The organism is Jilunia laotingensis (genome assembly GCF_014385165.1).
GTDB lineage: Bacteria > Bacteroidota > Bacteroidia > Bacteroidales > Bacteroidaceae > Bacteroides > Bacteroides laotingensis.
Genome location: NZ_JACRTF010000001.1, coordinates 611,962 through 630,217, shown reverse-complemented (window position 1 = coordinate 630,217; position 18,256 = coordinate 611,962). Strand labels below are relative to the sequence as shown.

General features: G+C 44.5%; 13 protein-coding genes. 8 read left to right on the top strand and 5 right to left on the bottom strand.

Annotated elements, in window-relative coordinates; genetic code table 11:
- Positions 1–34: 34 nt before the first annotated feature.
- The 8 genes from H8744_RS02545 (at position 35) to H8744_RS02510 (ending at position 10,876) form a co-directional block, all read left to right on the top strand.
- Complete coding sequence (locus H8744_RS02545) at positions 35–1,915, top strand: hypothetical protein (RefSeq protein WP_262433350.1); 1,881 nt, start codon at positions 35–37, stop codon at positions 1,913–1,915.
- Between the two features lie 283 nt (positions 1,916–2,198).
- Positions 2,199–3,455 (top strand): GTPase HflX, encoded by a 1,257-nt coding sequence (hflX, locus tag H8744_RS02540; RefSeq protein ID WP_262433349.1) that lies wholly within the window; start codon positions 2,199–2,201, stop codon positions 3,453–3,455.
- A 17-nt stretch (positions 3,456–3,472) separates the two neighbouring features.
- Entirely contained in the window at positions 3,473–5,464 is a 1,992-nt protein-coding gene (locus H8744_RS02535) for a DUF4954 family protein (protein ID WP_262433348.1), read from the top strand.
- Between the two features lie 186 nt (positions 5,465–5,650).
- The gene (locus H8744_RS02530) at positions 5,651–7,288 is read left to right on the top strand and encodes a fumarate hydratase (RefSeq protein ID WP_262433347.1); all 1,638 of its coding nucleotides are present in this window, start codon (positions 5,651–5,653) and stop codon (positions 7,286–7,288) included.
- Positions 7,289–7,441: 153 nt separating this feature from the next.
- Positions 7,442–8,602, top strand: coding sequence for an acyltransferase (locus H8744_RS02525; RefSeq protein ID WP_262433346.1), 1,161 nt, complete (start codon positions 7,442–7,444; stop codon positions 8,600–8,602).
- Between the two features lie 403 nt (positions 8,603–9,005).
- Positions 9,006–9,923 (top strand): HEPN domain-containing protein, encoded by a 918-nt coding sequence (locus tag H8744_RS02520; protein WP_262433345.1) that lies wholly within the window; start codon positions 9,006–9,008, stop codon positions 9,921–9,923.
- A gap of 153 nt (positions 9,924–10,076) precedes the next feature.
- Complete coding sequence (locus H8744_RS02515; protein ID WP_262433344.1) at positions 10,077–10,454, top strand: hypothetical protein; 378 nt, start codon at positions 10,077–10,079, stop codon at positions 10,452–10,454.
- The gene (locus tag H8744_RS02510) at positions 10,454–10,876 is read left to right on the top strand and encodes a DUF6575 domain-containing protein (protein ID WP_262433343.1); all 423 of its coding nucleotides are present in this window, start codon (positions 10,454–10,456) and stop codon (positions 10,874–10,876) included. The genes H8744_RS02515 and H8744_RS02510 overlap by 1 nt, the downstream gene beginning before the upstream one ends.
- 58 nt (positions 10,877–10,934) lie before the next feature.
- Here the strand turns inward: H8744_RS02510 and H8744_RS02505 are convergent, their stop codons facing one another.
- The 5 genes from H8744_RS02505 to frr form a co-directional block, all read right to left on the bottom strand.
- The gene (locus tag H8744_RS02505; protein WP_305067424.1) at positions 10,935–12,224 is read right to left on the bottom strand and encodes a TolC family protein; all 1,290 of its coding nucleotides are present in this window, start codon (positions 12,222–12,224) and stop codon (positions 10,935–10,937) included.
- 49 nt (positions 12,225–12,273) lie between these two features.
- Positions 12,274–15,318 carry an efflux RND transporter permease subunit gene (locus H8744_RS02500; protein ID WP_262433341.1) on the bottom strand — a complete coding sequence of 1,015 codons (3,045 nt, stop codon included), beginning with the start codon at positions 15,316–15,318 and terminating at the stop codon, positions 12,274–12,276.
- 12 nt (positions 15,319–15,330) lie between these two features.
- Positions 15,331–16,410: an efflux RND transporter periplasmic adaptor subunit gene (locus tag H8744_RS02495; RefSeq protein ID WP_262433340.1), complete on the bottom strand. Its 1,080-nt coding sequence runs from the start codon at positions 16,408–16,410 to the stop codon at positions 15,331–15,333.
- Positions 16,411–16,528: 118 nt separating this feature from the next.
- On the bottom strand, positions 16,529–17,461 hold the full coding sequence (rsgA, locus tag H8744_RS02490) for a ribosome small subunit-dependent GTPase A (protein ID WP_262433339.1): 933 nt from the start codon (positions 17,459–17,461) through the stop codon (positions 16,529–16,531).
- A gap of 94 nt (positions 17,462–17,555) precedes the next feature.
- The gene (frr, locus tag H8744_RS02485; protein WP_262433338.1) at positions 17,556–18,116 is read right to left on the bottom strand and encodes a ribosome recycling factor; all 561 of its coding nucleotides are present in this window, start codon (positions 18,114–18,116) and stop codon (positions 17,556–17,558) included.
- Positions 18,117–18,256 lie beyond the last annotated feature (140 nt).

Below are 18,256 nucleotides of genomic sequence, written 5' to 3'. Positions count from 1 at the left end.
AGCAATTAGAAACTTATAATTAAAACATGATTATATGAAAAAAATAAATGTATATATATTTGCATTGATTAGTGTCATTGCATTAATGGTAACTGCGTGTACTGAAGAAGTGGAGTATAAGGCAGCTGGGAAGCCGGATAACGCACAAATCTATTTTTCGAATACACTCAAATCGAATGTGGAACTTTCAAAAGATGCTACTTCTTTTACTGTAGAATTGAGACGTATCGATACAAAAGAAGCTGTTAAGGTAAACTTGAAATCCACCGATGAAAGTGGTCTTTTCACTATTCCGACTTCGGTGGATTTTGAAGCAGGCTCAGAGATTGGCAAAATAAACATTGGCTATGATCCGGAGACGCTGGAGTATGACGATTTTAAAGTAATCGCTTTGTCGATAGATGATCAGACAACACCTTACGGAACAGCAAAGTATGAGTTTAAGGCTGGTATTCCTGCTCCATGGACATCGTTGGGGATGGCTACTTTCCGTGATGAATTTTGGTTTAGTGATGATTATCAGGTTGAGTTGCAACAGCATATGTTGGAACCGAATCGTTATCGCTTAGTCGATCCATACTCGCAAGGGATAGAGAATGAAGGATTCGCTGAAAATGGGGAGGCTACCGGCAATCAGGCACCTTTTGTCGAATTTGTTATTCTTCCTGCTGGTTCTGCCGTTAACGGAGTGCAGACGACAATTGACGGCCTTGTATTCTATGATGGATTTAGTACAGGTATAAAACATCCCAAATATGGTGTTGAAGTAGAAGTGATGCACCCATTTAACTTTCAAGGGTTTGAAACCGAAGATACTTGGGTACATAATATAGTAACACAATATACAGAGGCAGGAAAGCCGGGGGTTGTTCAGTTCGCTCCGATGTTATATATGGATGGTCTTGGAGGTTTAGATTACACTCAGGAAGATGGAGTAATTACTATTGTGTTCCCCGGATTCGTCATGGCGGATTATACTACTGAAATAGAATATGGCGGTCGTTTTATAGATGCTAAAGAAAATGCATTTGCCATAGTAAAAGTCACTTTGGGCGAAGATATTGAAAGTGCAAAAGTAGCTTTAGTTCCGGGTGAAGATTTGGAAGCCGCAGTTGAAGGCATAATTGACGGTTCTATGGAATCTGTCGAAATATCTGCAAGCGGCAATGTAAATTTGCCTTGCAACGAGAATGGAACTTATTCTGCTGTAGTCGTTTCATATGCAGGAGATAAGGTTCAGAAGAATGCGGCAGTGACTTTTGATTTCTACATGGCCGGTGGTCCATACGATCAATTGTTGAAAGGGATACAAATTGATCATTATGTAGGAGAATGGCTTGTACCTGCAGAAGATTCTAAACAGTCGGGCGAATTATTGGCAGTCGTAACCAAAGCCGATGACGAAACTTTATTGGTGAATGGGCTTTCCGGTCAGGAAGAGTATGACGATACAATGGTACTGAATTATGACAAAGAAACAGGCTGGTTGACTTTAGTACCTCAACAAGTTGAATCGTATCAAGGTTTTGAAACGAAAGTAGTGCCTGTAAATATTGAAGAAGGATATTTTGATGAGCAGGAGTCTTTTGTCGGTGGTTTGACGGAAGAGGGTACTCTGCTGTTCTTGAATAGTAAAGAGAATACCGAAAAATGGAATGCCATCGCATATATTTGTGAAATGAAGGAAGGCCCGGCTGTTCTTTCACCTTTCAGCCATCTGACATGGACACCTTATTCGGAATCTTCTCCAGCGAAACGTATCGGTGGACTTAAAAAGTTGATGCCAATGAAGAAAAATTTTACAAGTCGATTAAATAATGGCACTCTTAAAAAGGGGAGTACGTCACAGGCTGCCCAAAAGATTACAAAGAACTTCCGTAAGCCTGCAACCCTTATCTCTTACACTTTAAGATGATAGTCGGTTTGAATTTCGAATAATAGTTCTTTTGTGAATGAATCAAGAGGAGGATACATGTTAAGACGCTGTTATCCTCCTTTTGTTTTTACACTTTCTCAATGAGATGCGTCTCTGTAATATACCATTCGGAACTTCTGTTCAACTTATCTTATCAAACCGATTGGATATTATACATATCCTAAAAATATAGCCTCTGGATTTAAATATACTTATAGAACGATGCTTTCTGAAAAAATAACAATATATTTGCGCTCGTAATATCAATATTTAAGAAGAAAGAATGAAAGAATTTGTAATCTCCGAAGCCAAAGTCGAGACTGCAGTACTTGTCGGACTCATCACGCAAGCGCAGGATGAGCGAAAGACAAACGAGTATCTGGACGAACTGGCGTTCCTTGCCGAGACGGCTGGGGCGGAAGTAGTGAAAAGATTTACCCAGAAATTGCCACAGGCTAATACCGTGACTTATGTGGGTAAAGGAAAACTTGAAGAGATAAAGGAATATATCCTGAACGAAGAAGAAAACGAGAGAGAGGTGGGAATGGTGATCTTTGATGACGAACTTTCCGCCAAACAGATACGTAACATCGAAGCGGAGTTGAAAATCAAAATATTAGACCGTACTTCGCTTATCCTTGATATATTTGCCATGCGTGCCCAGACTGCCAATGCAAAGACGCAGGTAGAACTGGCACAGTATAAATACATGCTTCCCCGTCTGCAACGCCTGTGGACTCACCTTGAACGCCAAGGTGGCGGTTCGGGTGCCGGAGGCGGAAAGGGTTCGGTAGGGCTTCGTGGCCCGGGTGAAACCCAGCTTGAAATGGACCGCCGTATCATCCTGAACCGTATGTCTCTGCTGAAAGAACGCCTGGCTGATATTGATAAACAGAAAATGACGCAGCGGAAGAACCGTGGCCGTATGATCCGTGTAGCACTGGTGGGGTATACCAACGTAGGGAAATCTACCATCATGAATCTCCTTTCGAAAAGTGAAGTGTTTGCCGAAAACAAACTCTTTGCTACGCTCGACACCACAGTGCGTAAGGTGATCATCGACAATCTGCCGTTTTTGCTGTCCGATACCGTAGGATTTATCCGTAAATTGCCAACTGACCTCGTGGACTCATTCAAGTCTACCCTCGACGAGGTACGGGAAGCCGATTTGCTGTTGCATGTGGTCGATATTTCCCATCCCGGATTTGAAGAACAGATCGAGGTGGTCAACAAGACATTGGCCGATATCGGTGGCGGTGGAAAACCTATGATACTTATATTTAACAAGATAGACGCTTACACCTATGTGGAGAAAGCGCCGGACGACCTTACCCCCAAAACAAAGGAAAACTTAACACTCGATGAACTGATGAAGACGTGGATGGCAAAGATGGAAGACAACTGCCTGTTTATCTCCGCCCGCGAACGAATCAATATAGAAGAACTGAAGAGTGTAGTTTATCAACGCGTAAAAGAATTGCACGTACAAAAGTATCCCTATAACGATTTTCTTTATCAGACTTACGACGAAGAAGAATAATTCGTAACTGATAATATATGGGAAATGTTTACCGGAAACTGACTGAGGACGAAGTGCTTCAGTTGAAAAGCCAGTCGTGTCTGGCAGATGATTGGGAAAAAGTTTTTGTAGCCGAAGGGTTCTCTACCAAGTATGTACACCACACCCGCTTTTCGGGCGAAGTGAAACTGGGAGAGTTCCGGTCGGAATTTACTTTGCCGGGTGGAATTAAGAAACACTCCGGTTTGCGCCATGTTACGCTGCACAATGTGACAGTGGGCAATAATTGTTGTATTGAGAATATTCAGAACTATATTGCTAACTACGAGATTGGTGACGGGGCATTTATTGAAAATGTCGATATCATCCTTGTAGAAGGCCGTTCTACTTTCGGAAACGGGATAGAAGTTTCCGTACTGAATGAAACAGGAGGTCGCGAAGTACTTATCAATGATAAACTTTCGGCGCATCAGGCATATATCCTTGCTTTATACCGCCACCGCCCGGAATTGATCAGCCGGATGAAAGAGATCACGGATTTCTATTCCAACAAACATGCTTCGACTGTCGGGAGCATCGGGAAAGGAGTGATGATTCTTAATACGGGTTCCATCCGGAATGTGCGGATAGGCGATTGCTGTCGTATTTGCGGTACTTGCCGGTTGAGTAACGGCAGTATCAATAGTAATGAAATGGCTCCGGTGCATATCGGTCACGGAGTGATCTGCGATGATTTCATCATTTCTTCGGGTTCGCATGTAGACGATGGTGCTGTACTGACGCGCTGTTTCGTTGGCCAGGCATGTCGGTTGGGACATAATTATTCGGCTTCGGATTCCCTCTTTTTCAGCAATTGCCAGGGAGAGAACGGTGAAGCATGTGCCATCTTTGCAGGCCCTTATACGGTGACACACCACAAATCTACTTTACTGATTGCCGGTATGTTCTCGTTTATGAATGCCGGTTCCGGTTCGAACCAGAGTAACCACATGTATAAGTTAGGGCCTATCCATCAGGGAACGATGGAACGGGGAGCGAAGACCACTTCCGATTCCTACATCCTTTGGCCTGCCCGTGTCGGTGCCTTTTCGTTGGTGATGGGACGTCATGTGAACCATGCAGATACCTCGAACTTGCCGTTCTCTTATTTGATCGAGCAACAGAATACCACTTTTTTGGTTCCGGGTGTTAATCTGCGCAGCGTGGGTACCATTCGTGATGCTCAAAAATGGCCGAAACGTGATCAGCGGAAAGATCCGAACCAATTGGATTATATCAACTACAACCTGTTGAGCCCTTATACTATCCAGAAGATGTTTGCGGGCAGGAAGATACTGAAAGAGTTGAAACGGGTGTCCGGTGAGACTTCCGAAACCTACTCTTATCAGAGTGCCAAGATCAAGAACTCTTCACTCAATAGCGGCATCCGTTATTATGAAATTGCAATCCATAAATTCCTGGGCAACTCTATTATCAAGCGGCTTGAGGGCACCAACTTCCAAAGTAATGAAGAGATCCGCCAGCGTCTGAAGCCCGATACGGAAATCGGTATCGGTGAATGGGTGGACATCTCCGGTCTGATTGCTCCGAAAAGCGAGATTGAGAAACTCATGAATGGCATTGAAAGCGGTGAAATCAACCGATTGAAGCACATCAATGCTCGTTTTGCCGAGATGCACACTAATTATTACACCTACGAATGGACATGGGCTTACAATAAGATTCAGGAATTCTACGGATTGAATCCGGAGACGATCACTGCAAAAGAAATTATTGCCATCGTGCAAGATTGGAAAGTGTCTGTTGTCGGTCTTGACCGTATGGTGTACGATGATGCACGGAAAGAGTTCTCCCTATCCGCCATGACCGGCTTTGGAGCCGATGGTTCGCGTGACGAGATGAAGCTTGACTTCGAACAGGTACGTGGCGACTTCGAAAGCAATCCGTTTGTCACTGCCGTACTGAAGCACATCGATGACAAAACGGCACTTGGAGATGAACTGATCAATCGTATCGGGCAATTGGCATAAACAGTCATACTATAATGAAGAGCATATGATTTGACGGGATAATTTTGTTGTAGGAATAGTACTTTTTTGGAAAGGACTTTTATCTGCCTGATGGTAACTTTTTTATTGGCAGACTATCGTTTACTTCCTCTTTTTTTGTACTTTTGCCTCACTAACTAACAACATTACGTAATAAAAAGTAAAAATATGGCAACACCTCCGTTTAAGTATCAACCCATGTTCGAGCATGGAGAAGATAAGACTGAGTATTATCAGCTTACGAAAGACTATGTATCCGTAAGCGAGTTTGAAGGAACCCCGGTTCTTAAAGTTGCAAAAGAAGGCTTGACGGCTATGGCTAACGCTGCCTTCCGCGATGTGTCGTTCATGCTTCGTCGTTCGCACAACGAACAGGTGGCGAAGATTCTGAACGATCCTGAAGCAAGCGACAACGATAAGTATGTGGCACTTACCTTCCTTCGCAACGCTGAAGTAGCCGCCAAAGGTGTACTTCCTTTCTGCCAGGATACCGGTACGGCTATCATCCACGGTGAAAAAGGACAACAGGTATGGACGGGCTACTGCGATGAAGAGGCTCTTTCACTGGGTGTCTACAAAACATATACCGAAGAGAATCTGCGTTATTCACAGAATGCTCCGCTGAACATGTACGATGAAGTGAACACGAAATGCAACCTTCCGGCCCAGATCGATATCGAAGCTACCGAAGGCATGGAGTATAAGTTCCTTTGCGTTACCAAAGGAGGCGGTTCTGCCAATAAGACTTATCTTTATCAGGAGACAAAAGCCATCCTGAACCCCGGAACACTTGTTCCCTTCTTGGTTGAGAAGATGAAAACACTGGGTACGGCAGCTTGTCCTCCTTATCACATTGCATTCGTTATCGGAGGTACTTCGGCAGAGAAAAATCTGCTGACCGTGAAGTTGGCTTCTACTCATTATTATGATGAACTGCCTACTACCGGAAATGAATACGGCCGTGCCTTCCGCGATGTCGAACTGGAAAAACAGGTGTTGGAAGAAGCTCACCGTATTGGTCTCGGTGCGCAGTTCGGTGGCAAATATCTGGCTCATGATGTACGTATTATCCGCTTGCCGCGTCACGGTGCATCTTGTCCGGTAGGTCTGGGCGTATCTTGTTCTGCCGACCGCAACATCAAGTGTAAGATCAATAAGGATGGTATCTGGATCGAAAAGCTCGATGATAATCCAGGCAGCCTGATCCCTGAGGAACTCCGTAATGCCGGTGAAGGGGATGCTGTGAAGATCGACCTGAACCAACCGATGGCGGACATCCTGAAAGTGTTGGATAAATATCCGGTAGCTACACGCCTGTCATTGAACGGAACGATTATCGTAGGTCGTGACATCGCCCATGCCAAGCTGAAAGAACGTCTGGATCGTGGTGAAGACCTGCCTCAGTATATCAAGGATCATCCTATCTACTATGCCGGTCCGGCTAAGACTCCCGAAGGTATGGCTTGCGGTTCAATGGGGCCGACCACTGCCGGACGTATGGACCCGTATGTAGACCTTTTCCAAAGCCACGGTGGAAGCATGATTATGCTTGCCAAGGGTAACCGCAGCCAGCAGGTGACGGATGCTTGTAAGAATCATGGCGGTTTCTACCTTGGTTCAATCGGTGGCCCGGCTGCTATCCTTGCACAAAACAATATCAAGAGCATCGAGTGCGTGGAATATCCTGAATTGGGTATGGAAGCTATCTGGAAGATCGAAGTTGAAAACTTCCCTGCATTTATCCTGGTGGATAACAAGGGCAACGACTTCTTCAAACAGATTAAGCCCCGTTGCGCAGTGAAATAATAGATGTGATTACAGCCGTTTCTAGAATGGCACACAGATAATACCGGTGAAGCGGGCGATTGCGGATTTATTTTATTCTATCAAATCTGCACTCGTCCGCTAACTCTGTAAAGACCGTATGTCTTTCTTTTTCATTATAAATATATCTACTCCATGAAACCACAACAGACTACAACATTGACCAAGCAACAACACATCGTTTGGCTGGATGTCGTGCGACTGATAGCCATGTTTACCGTTGTATGCTGCCATTGCACGGATCCATTCAATTTTTATCCCGGTACAGCTTCGAATATAGAAGAAATCAAACTTTGGGGTGCCATCTACGGTGCAGCCTTGCGGCCTTGTGTGCCGCTATTTGTGATGATTACAGGAGCATTGCTTCTTCCGGTACATGGCGAAACTTCCGTTTTCTATAAGAAACGTATTCCCCGTGTCTTTTGGCCGTTCCTGATCTGGTCGGTCATTTATAATCTTTTTCCCTGGCTCACCGGTGTGTTAGGGATCAAGCCTGAAGTTATTCTCGATTTCTTTCCCTATGCGGGTGAGGAAGTGATGCGTCAATCCTTGTCTGTCTCTTTGGGATATATCGCACAGATTCCTTTTAACTTTTCCATTGTGGATGTACATATGTGGTATATCTATCTTCTGATAGGACTTTACCTTTATCTGCCCATTTTTTCGGCATGGGTAGAGAAGGCTTCCGAGAAAGCTAAACTTTGGTGCCTCCTTGCATTTGCCGTTACCACGCTTATTCCTTATTATACACAGTTCGTAGCTCCGTATTTGTGGGGTACTTGTTCTTGGAATGCATTCGGCATGTTATATTACTTTGCCGGTTTCAATGGCTATCTTCTATTGGGTCATTATTTGCGTAATGTCGATTGGTCGATGAAGAAGACGTTTGCCGTGGGCATTCCGATGTTCGCTATCGGTTATGTCATCACCTTCTTAGGATTTCGTTATATCACTGCATTGCCTGAATTCACAGATGAGATGCTTGAACTCTTCTTCACCTATTGTTCGTTGAACGTAGTGATGATGACTATTCCCGTGTTTATGCTGGCTAAGAAAGTGAACATTCAGTCGGTATCACTCCGTAAAGCACTTGCCAACCTCACAATCTGCGGATTCGGTATCTATATGGTACATTATTTCTTTACCGGGCCTTCCGTTGTACTGATGCGTGCTATCCATGTTCCTTTGGGATTGCAGATTCCCTTGGCAGCGGTAGTTGCATTCGGAGTGTCATGGCTGCTGGTTTGGTTGGTTTACCGTTGTATGGGTAAGAAGGCTAAATATGTCGTTGGATGATTTACTATAAGGGCAATTTTTAAGGGAAAAGTTGAAAGAGAATATTTTACATCTGATAGTGTTGAAAGCAACTGGTTTTCTTGTTTGCGGTGAACACCTTGGAGATCACCGATGAAGGGGTCGTTCCTCACCGATGAAGGAGGTCTTTCTCACCGATGAAGAGGTCGTTCCTCACCGAGGTGAAATTACATGTGTAGTGAATTGATTATCAGTTATTTAATTTTTATTCGTTTCCATGATACTATCTTGCTCTCAAAAATAACAATTAGGAGAATTACTTACATCTTTCATTGAAGATCGGACTTGTAAATAGCCATTTTGCGTTTTAAGGTGCAGAATGATTAAAGATATTGAAAAAACGCTTACCTTTGAGAAGTCAATCATTAAATATCGCTTTGCAAAGATGAAGAAGTCAATCAAACATTTGCCTAAACGCACGCAGGAAGAACTTGCTATTCTGCAAGAGCTTATCTTGGAACATATTTCCAATGTCAGGATGATCATTCTGTTTGGAAGTTATGCCCGCGGCAGCTATTCATTGTATAAGAATAGGGATGATTTTGGAGTGCCTTCCAGTTTTCAGAGTGATATTGATATTCTGGTTGTCTCAGAGACAGGCAAGCCGGAAGCATTGGAGCGTTTTGCATCATCCACTGTTATTCCTTTGTATTTTGAACGTTTGTCAAATAAGAAACATCCTACTCCCCCTGAAATACTCGTGGAAAGCTGGGGGCAGTTGGCGAGGATGATCAGGAAGCAACAATATTTCTTTTCGGATATCATAAAAGAGGGTATATTGCTTTATGATGATGAAAAAGTTGTTTTCCCAAAGCCTGAAGAATTGAATTATCGGGAAAGATATCAGATAGCAAAGGAAGAATATGAGGGATGTTATATTTTAGGCGAAGGCTTTCTTGATACAGGTATTTATTGCTTGTCCAAAGAACAGTACAAATTAGGCTCTTTCCAATTACACCAAGCCTGTGAACGTTTCTACAAATCCATATTTTTGGTTTACGATAATTATCGTCCACAAACTCACAACTTAAAATCCCTGTATGTTCGTTCCAAAAACTATTCTCAGGAGCTAGCCTCTGTCTTTCCGCAGAACACTAACGAAGAGATACGTTTGTTTAATAAATTGTGCCGTGCCTATATCGAATCCCGCTATAATTTCCGCTTCCAAGTGGATGAAACGGAGTTTGATTTCATGCTTACACGTACCAAGACTTTACATGATGTGGTAGGACAATTGTGTGAAGCCCGTCTCGCATTTTATAAGGAAAAGGCGGAAGCAGAAGAAAAAGAAGGAATAGTATGATGTTAACTCCTATCTAACGTCAAGTCGAATTTAGGTTGGCTTTAATAATAGGATGTAAGGATAAAAAATGAACTTAGAAATATTTATGATATATCGCGGTAAAAAGTTATAGATTATAGATTATCTTTGTGCAATAGAAAATAGAAAAGAAAAATGGAAACTGAATGGTTTGAAATATTGCCTGATCTATGTCCTCCTGAGGATGCAATGGTTTGTAATGGGGCTTATTATAGAATAGCAAATGGTAATCCTGCCAAATCAGAAGATTTCTTTTCGCAGAGAATATTGCAGCCGGATAAAATATTCCAAGGTGAAGGTATTGATGAATGTGTAATAAGAGCAATATCCTTATTTTCCCGGAAAGAAGAGGCTGAAAAACGATTAAAGCTTCCTAAGTTTAAAAATGCAAAGATCGCTTTAGTTACGCTGGAATCTAAAGATGGCATGATCAAAAAGACTTTTGGGAATGCTCATTATTCTTGGTGGAGAACTACAAAGTTTGATGTATCACAATCTAAAGTAATTGAGTGATGGAAGATGTTTTGAAAATAGATAAAATATTAGATTATTGCGATCAGCCGCAACTGTTTACGGCAAGGGATAATTTTGATACATTATATTTATGTTTGATGTATGAGGATGAGCCTGTTTCTCATTATATAGCAATCCGTGTCTCTACCAGAAGATTGGAGCAATTTTATTTAGGAAATATTGATTTGAGGACACTGTTTATCCAACCAGAAAATACTGAAGAGTATTTTGATGTTACCGTCAGCAATCATAAATTACTGAAAAGATTATCCAATGAAAAAGAATTAACTGAGGATAAATTACCTGCCAGTGGGTATACTTTTTCTGGGGATATTCGTGAAAATGTTATAGTCAATTTACCAATGAAAGACCGTAGTTTATTAGCTGAACTTGTGCGGAAGTTTGGTTGGGCTTGCATGTAAAGGAGTATTTTACCGAGTAGAAGAATTTATAGCCGGAATGTAGAAACTCCGGCTTTTTCTATTCCAAATACTTCAGCACCTTCCCACTGATCTGTAACAACGAGATCTCACACAGCTTTGTGTCATATTCAGCCGAAAGTATTCGTTCTTCGGCATCCAGAAGGCTTTTTTGCGCTTCACGCATTTCGATACCCGCCAAGTCGCCAAGCATGTAGCGTTCCATGGCAATCTCATGGTTCTCTTTGGCGGCAACGAGGTTCTGGCGTTCCAAGTTCAGCATCTTCAGGTTATTGCGGTAGGCTTGCCAAAGATTACTGATGTCTGCTCTCAGTGACTGTTCCAATTCGTCACGTTGTAAGCGTGCGGTTTTTACGGCAAGGCTGGCATTCCGTTTCTCCCGGCGGCGGTTGCCATCGAAAATGTTGAAGCCGATTGTCAAGCCTCCGTTGAAACCGAGCGTCCCCCGTTGGCTGTTGGCAGCTATATCGTACTTGTTCAAGGTATATCCATAACCTGTATTCAGTTTCAGGTACGGGTAGTTCCGGGAGTTCATCTTTTTATAGTCCAACTGTGCAAGGATCGTATTTTGATCCGCCTTTAACAGGGAAGCGTTGGTGGCAAGCGTGGCGTTCCATAATTCATCAAAGTTCAGATTGGCATTCACATTGATGATGGAATCTTCGATGAAGACAGGCTGGTCGACATCGGCATTTGCCATTAATTCATTCAGGTTGATGCGTGAGGTATGAAGCAATTCCTGTTGCTTCATGTATTTGGCACTGTCGGCATTGAAATCCACCTTTGCCTGTTGGTAGTCGAGGCGTGAAAAACTTCCGATGTGATAACGTTCTTCCACGATGCGCAGGCGTTCTTTGGATAGCTTTACAGCATAATGCAGATTGGCAAGGCGTATTTTCTGTTGTACATAGTTGTAATACTCCGCAGTCAGGCTGGCTACAAAGTCTTCAATAGCGATACGGGTATTCGTTTCCCCTTGACGTTCCAGCTCTTTCAGCTTTTGATAATTGGCTTGGATATTAAATCCATCGAAGATCGTCCAGTTCAGGTTAAGACCTACGTTGACGGTTTGGTCGAATACTCCGTTCTCTTTCAACGTCTCGCCACTTTCACGGACTTTGGTCTGTGTGTTATCTACCGTACCTTTATATCCGGCCGTAAAGTCTAGGGTAGGGAGATAGCCGGCATTGCCCAGCGTTGCATTGTTCTTGCTCACCTGTTCTTCATTGTGCGTGATGCGCAACGAATAATTATTTTGCAGTCCCTTATCCAGACAAGATTTCAGATTGTATGTCTCTTGGGCACGGATTTCTCCTCCTGTCCCATTCATGCAGAGAGGGGAGAAGAGTGCGATAAAGGTCATTATTATGGAGTGGATTCTATTTCTTCGGTTCATCATCCTTTTCTTTTTTTCTGTTAGTCGAAATATAACTGTAAATAGCCGGAACGATATACATCGTCAGCAAAGTCGAGATCAACATACCTCCTACGACTGCCGTACCCATGGCGATACGCTGGTTGCTTCCTTCGCCCGTGGCGAATGCCAGCGGGATCAATCCCAGAATGGTCGAAGCACTTGTCATCAGGATGGGGCGCAGGCGTTGTAAGGATGCATCTTTGATGGCGCTCAGCTTGTCTTCGCCTGCCGCTTGCTTCTGGTTGGCAAATTCAACGATCAGAATTCCGTTCTTCGCTACCAGTCCGATCAGCATGATAATACCGATCTGGCTGAATATGTTCATCGTAATGTTGCCGAAGTGCATGAATATCAAAGCACCTGCAATGGCAAGCGGTACGGTCAGCATGATGATCAGCGGATCTTTGAAACTCTCGAACTGAGCTGCCAGAATGAGGTAGATCAGCAAAATGGCGAGTATGAAAGCAAACATCAGGCTAGAGGAACTTTCACGGTACTCTTTGGAGTCGCCTGTCAATGCCGTGCGGAAAGTATCGTCCAGCGTTTCCTTGGCTATTTTGTCCATTTCGTCCAGCCCCTGTCCGATGGTCTTCCCATCTGCCAGTCCTGCCGAGATGGTTGCCGAAACAAAACGGTTGTACCGGTAGAGTTTCGGAGGGGCGATGCCGTCCGTCAGTTCGATCAGGTTGTCAAGCTGTACCATGTCGCCCTTGTCGCTACGTATATAAATAGCTTTCAGGTCTGCCGGTTTATTGCGTTGCTGGCGGTTGATTTCTCCGAGAATCTCATATTGTTTTCCGTTCATATAGAAATACCCCATGCGCTGACCGCTCAATCCGTATTGCAAGGTCTGGGCGATGTTCCGGGTGCTGACTCCCATGATGCTCGCCTTGTCCCGGTTGATGTTGATCCTTGATTCGGGCTTACTGAATTTCAGGTCGACATCCGCCATCTGGAACACGGGATTTTCGTACACCTTCGACATGAATTTGGGAAGTACTTCCTGTAGTTTCTCCAGGTTCGTAGCTTGCAATACATATTGCACGGGCATACCTCCCCGTCGTCCACCGAACGATGAAGACTGCTGGACGAACGAGCGTGCCATTGTCTTTCCCTGTACTGCTTTTGATAGCTGTTCGGCAACATCCATCTGGGTGTAATTACGGTCTGCCATATCCTTCAGCGTGACACGCACGTTTCCGCTACCGCTCGACACACGTGCCGTTACCGATTCTGCATCCGGAATAATGGAGTCGACGAGCGCGGTGATATCTTCCGTATAATCCCGGATGAATTCATAAGTCGCACCTTCCGCACCGCGGGTGTTAATGCTGATTTGGGAACGGTCTTCCAGCGGTGCCATTTCTGCCGGGATATATCCCCAGAGGAAAACGATAATCCCAATGGTCAGGGCAATGAAGGGTAGTGCAATCCACCGTTTCCGCAGAAAAGCCGCCAGTGAACGGCTGTAAATCCGGTTAAGACCTTCAAAGAACGGTTCCGTCTTCCGGTAAAACCAGTTTTGCTTTTCGCGCTTCACCAACAGTTTGGTGGCAAGCATCGGTGTGAATGTCAATGCGGCAAAAGAAGAGATGATCACCGATCCCGAGATTACCATACTGAATTCCCGGAACAAACGTCCGGTCATACCATCCATAAACACAATAGGGAAGAATACCGCTACCAACGTGATGGTGGTCGAAATAACAGCGAAGAAGATCTCTTTCGCTCCGTCTATACCTGCCTCTTTCGGAGACATTCCCTGTTCGATGCGGACATAGATATTCTCCGTCATCACAATGGCATCGTCCACCACTAGCCCCACCGACAATACGACCGCCAGCATGGAAAGCACATTGATGGAGAATCCTGCCACATACATCACAAAGAATGCACCGATCAGTGAAACGGGGATTACGATGCAAGGCACCAGTGTCACACGCCAGTCACGAAGGAACAGGAAGATGATAATGATTACCAACAGGAATGCTTCGTAAACCGTCTGCCGTACTTCGTCGATAGACGCCCGGATAAATTTTGTATTATCAAATCCGTAATTATAGTGTACGTCTTCGGGAAGGTCTTTCTGCATACGTTCCATACGCTCGTACACGGCATCGGCAATCTTGATATGGTTGGCTCCCGGCTGTGGGGTTACTACAACGCCCACCATCGGTACTCCGTTCATTTTCATGTAGCTTTTGATGTCCGCTGGCCCTAGTTCCGCCCGTCCGATGTCGCTGAAACGTACTATCTGGTTGTTCTCTTCTTTGATGATCAGGTTGTTGAACTCTTCCGCTGTGTGCATCAAACCCAATGTCCGGATGGTCAGTTCGACCGTATTCCCCTCGATACTACCTGACGGGAGTTCCACGTTTTCCTTGTCTACCGCATTTTTTACATCGACAGGGGTAATGCCGTAGCCCGCCATCTTGATCGGATCGAGCCAAAGGCGCATGGAGTAACGTTTTTCACCCCAGATGGAAACGCTACTTACATCGGAAATCGTCTGTAACTGCTCCTTTACGGTAAGATCGGCTATTTCGCTCAATTCGAGCAACGAGCGTTTGTCGCTTTGCAATCCCACCATCAGGATAGGCATCGCATCGGCATCTGCTTTCGATACGGTGGGTGGGTCACAGTCGCGGGGCAGGTAACGTTGCGCCCGCGAGACTTTGTCGCGGACATCGTTGGCAGCCGTTTCCAGATCCACCGAAAGTTCAAACTCCACGGTGATCCGGCTTTGCCCTTGCTGGCTGGTACTGGATAAGGAACGGATGCCCGGTATACCGTTGATGTTCTGCTCCAACGGTTCGGTGATCTGGTTCTCGATCACATCGGCATTTGCTCCGGGATAAGAACAGGACACGGAAATGATCGGGTTGTCCACCGAGGGATATTCGCGAACACCCAGGTAACTGTATCCGATAAATCCGAAGAGCAGGATGATAATGGTAAGTACCGTTGAGAGTACCGGTCGGCGTATGCTTAGTTCAGATATGTTCATAGGGCAGCCGCTTTAGTCTATATTATCGAGTGTTACCGGTAATCCCGTGCGTAATTGCAGTGTTCCCGAAGTGATAATAGTGTCACCTACCTCCAATCCTCTTACTACCTGCACTTCCGATTCGGTACGGATTCCCGTGGCTATGTCCACCGGTTCCGCCTTGCCGCTTTTATAAAGATATACCTTGTCTTTGCCCATTTCCGGTACGATGGCTTCCGAAGGTATGGCGATGGCATCCTGTATTTCATCTTTCTTGAGGTGGATAGAAGCATATCTTCCCGGAAGAATCGCACCGTTGGCGTTCGGGAAGAGGGCACGTATGGTCAAGGTGTGCATATCGCTGAGCCTTGATTCAGTGGCATAGACTTTGGCATCGAATTCATCCAGTTTTCCCTCCAGCTTGAAAGTCAGGTTTGCCCCTTTCTTCACCTGTCCCGCATAGCGTTCGGGGACGGAGAATTCCACCTTCAAAGGAGATATCTTTGTCAGTTTTGCTACGATGGTACTGGGAGATGCATATGCTCCCACGCTGACCTGACGCAAGCCGATCACTCCGTCAAAAGGTGCGCGGAGTTCGGTCAGTGCTATGTTGGCTTTTACGATTTCTATGTCGGCATTGAGTGTGGCGAGTTCCGTTCTGACCTGTTCCAGTGCCTCCTTGCTGACCGCATCCCGTTTTAGTAAGGCATCCTGACGGAATACCCGGTCTTCTGCCAGCTTCAACTGGGAAACGAGGCGCTGCAGTTGGGCTTGCAGTTGGCGGTCGTTCACTTTAGCCAGCAATTGTCCCTTCTTGACGGTGGTTCCTTCTTCAAAATTTATTTCGATGATTTTGCCGGAAGTTTCGAATGAAAGGTCTACCTCCTCATCCGGTAACAAGCTACCGTTGATTTGGATCGCATCCGTCAGTAATTGCGGACGGATGATACGTGCATTCACGTTCAATATTTTTTTTCCCTTTTTTTGGCTTTGGCTTACTTTATCGGCAGCAGCCAAATCCTCATTTTGTTTAGGCATTTGTGAGTAGATGCCTCCTCCGATCAATCCGGCACCTACGAGAATAATAATACCCCATTTGATTCTCTTATCCATGTATCTTATATATATTAGTAGGTACAAACGGATGTGTACCTGTTAAGTATAGTGTATAACGCTGACCTTTGGACAACAAATATACGGGAAGGTTTAATGCATCGTTTCTAAAAAAGAGTTAATAGGCTGTGCGATATTTTCCTTCTTCTTTATCTTCCAGCATATTCAGGTAAGATGTGTAGCGTGATTCGCTGATAAAGTGTTTTTCCACGGCATCGCGCACGGCACATCCCGGTTCGTGACGATGGGTACAGTTGTTGTATTTACAATCAGCGGAGATCTTAAATATTTCCGGGAAGTAATGTCCCACTTCTTCTTCTTCCATATCGAAAGTCCCGAAACCTTTGATTCCCGGTGTATCGATAATGTATCCGCCTCCCTCTACAGGAAACATTTCGGAGAAGGTGGTGGTGTGCATTCCCTTGTTATGGTAAGTCGATATTTCAGCGGTTTTTACTTCCTGTTCCGGAAGAATAGCGTTGATGAGTGTGGATTTTCCAACACCGGAGTGCCCGGAAAAAAGCGTTATTTTCCCTTCCAATTCTTTTTTGACTAAGTCGATACCTTCCCCTTTCTTCGCGGAGATCTTTAAACAGGGATACCCTATACTGGTATAAAGATTGATGAGACTGTCCAGATAATGAAGTTCATCGGAATCATAGGCATCTACTTTGTTGAAAATGAGTTTTACCGGCACGCGATATGCTTCGGCAGATGCCAGAAAACGGTCGATAAAGATAGTGGACGTTTCGGGATAGTTGATGGTCACTACCAACATGCACTGGTCGAGGTTGGCGGCAAGAATATGGGATTGCTTGGAGAGGTTGGACGAACGGCGGATGATGTAGTTCTTTCTATCTTCAATCTCGTTGATGAATGCCGTACCTTCCTGATTCAATATGATCTGGACACGGTCGCCCACCGCAACAGGATTTGTACTCCGGATACCTTTGAGCCGGAAGTTCCCCTTTATCTTACATTCGATAAGTTGCCCGTCATCAGTTCTTACCTGATACCAACTCCCGGTATTCTTTATTACTAATCCCTTCATTTAGTTGAAACTTGAAAATTGGAGGATTGAAAGTTGGAAGTTGAAAAACATCTGTGTATTCATCCTCTTCTTTCAACTTTCAATCCTTAATTTATTAAACGGTCATGATTTCTTTATCTTTTTCAGCCAACAGTGTGTCGATTTGTCCGATATACTTATCATGAATCTTTTGCAGTTTCGCTTCTGCATTTTTCTGCTCATCCTCGGCAAGTCCGTCTTTCACTGCTTTTTTCAGTGCATCGATTCCGTCACGGCGGGCGTTACGTACACTGACTTTGGCTGTTTCGCCTTCTGCTTTACATTGTTTTGCCAACTGTTTACGGCGTTCCTCGGTCAACGGAGGAATACCGATACGGATAATCTCACCGTTGTTTTCGGGCATGATGCCCAGGTCGGAGTCGATAATTGCTTTTTCGATGACACGGAACATACTCTTGTCCCACGGCTTGATCGTGATGCTGCGTGCGTCCGGTGTAGTGACAGCAGCTACATTGCTAATAGGTACCATGCTTCCATAAGAATCTACGCGGATTCCGTCCAGCAGTCTCGTACTTGCCTTACCGGCGCGGATATGTGCCAAAGCCTCTTCCAAATATAGGATGGCCATATCCATCTTCTCTTGTGAATCGTTGATACAAGTCTTTACGTCTATCATATTCTTTTGCTTTTATAGTTTCTTCTATAGCTTACTTGAATTAAAAACAAAAGTAACGCATTTTTTGATTTTCTGCAATAACATGCTTATCTTTTTGGAAATAATAAGAGGGCTGTCGGTGTTTAAATATCGTAATTTTG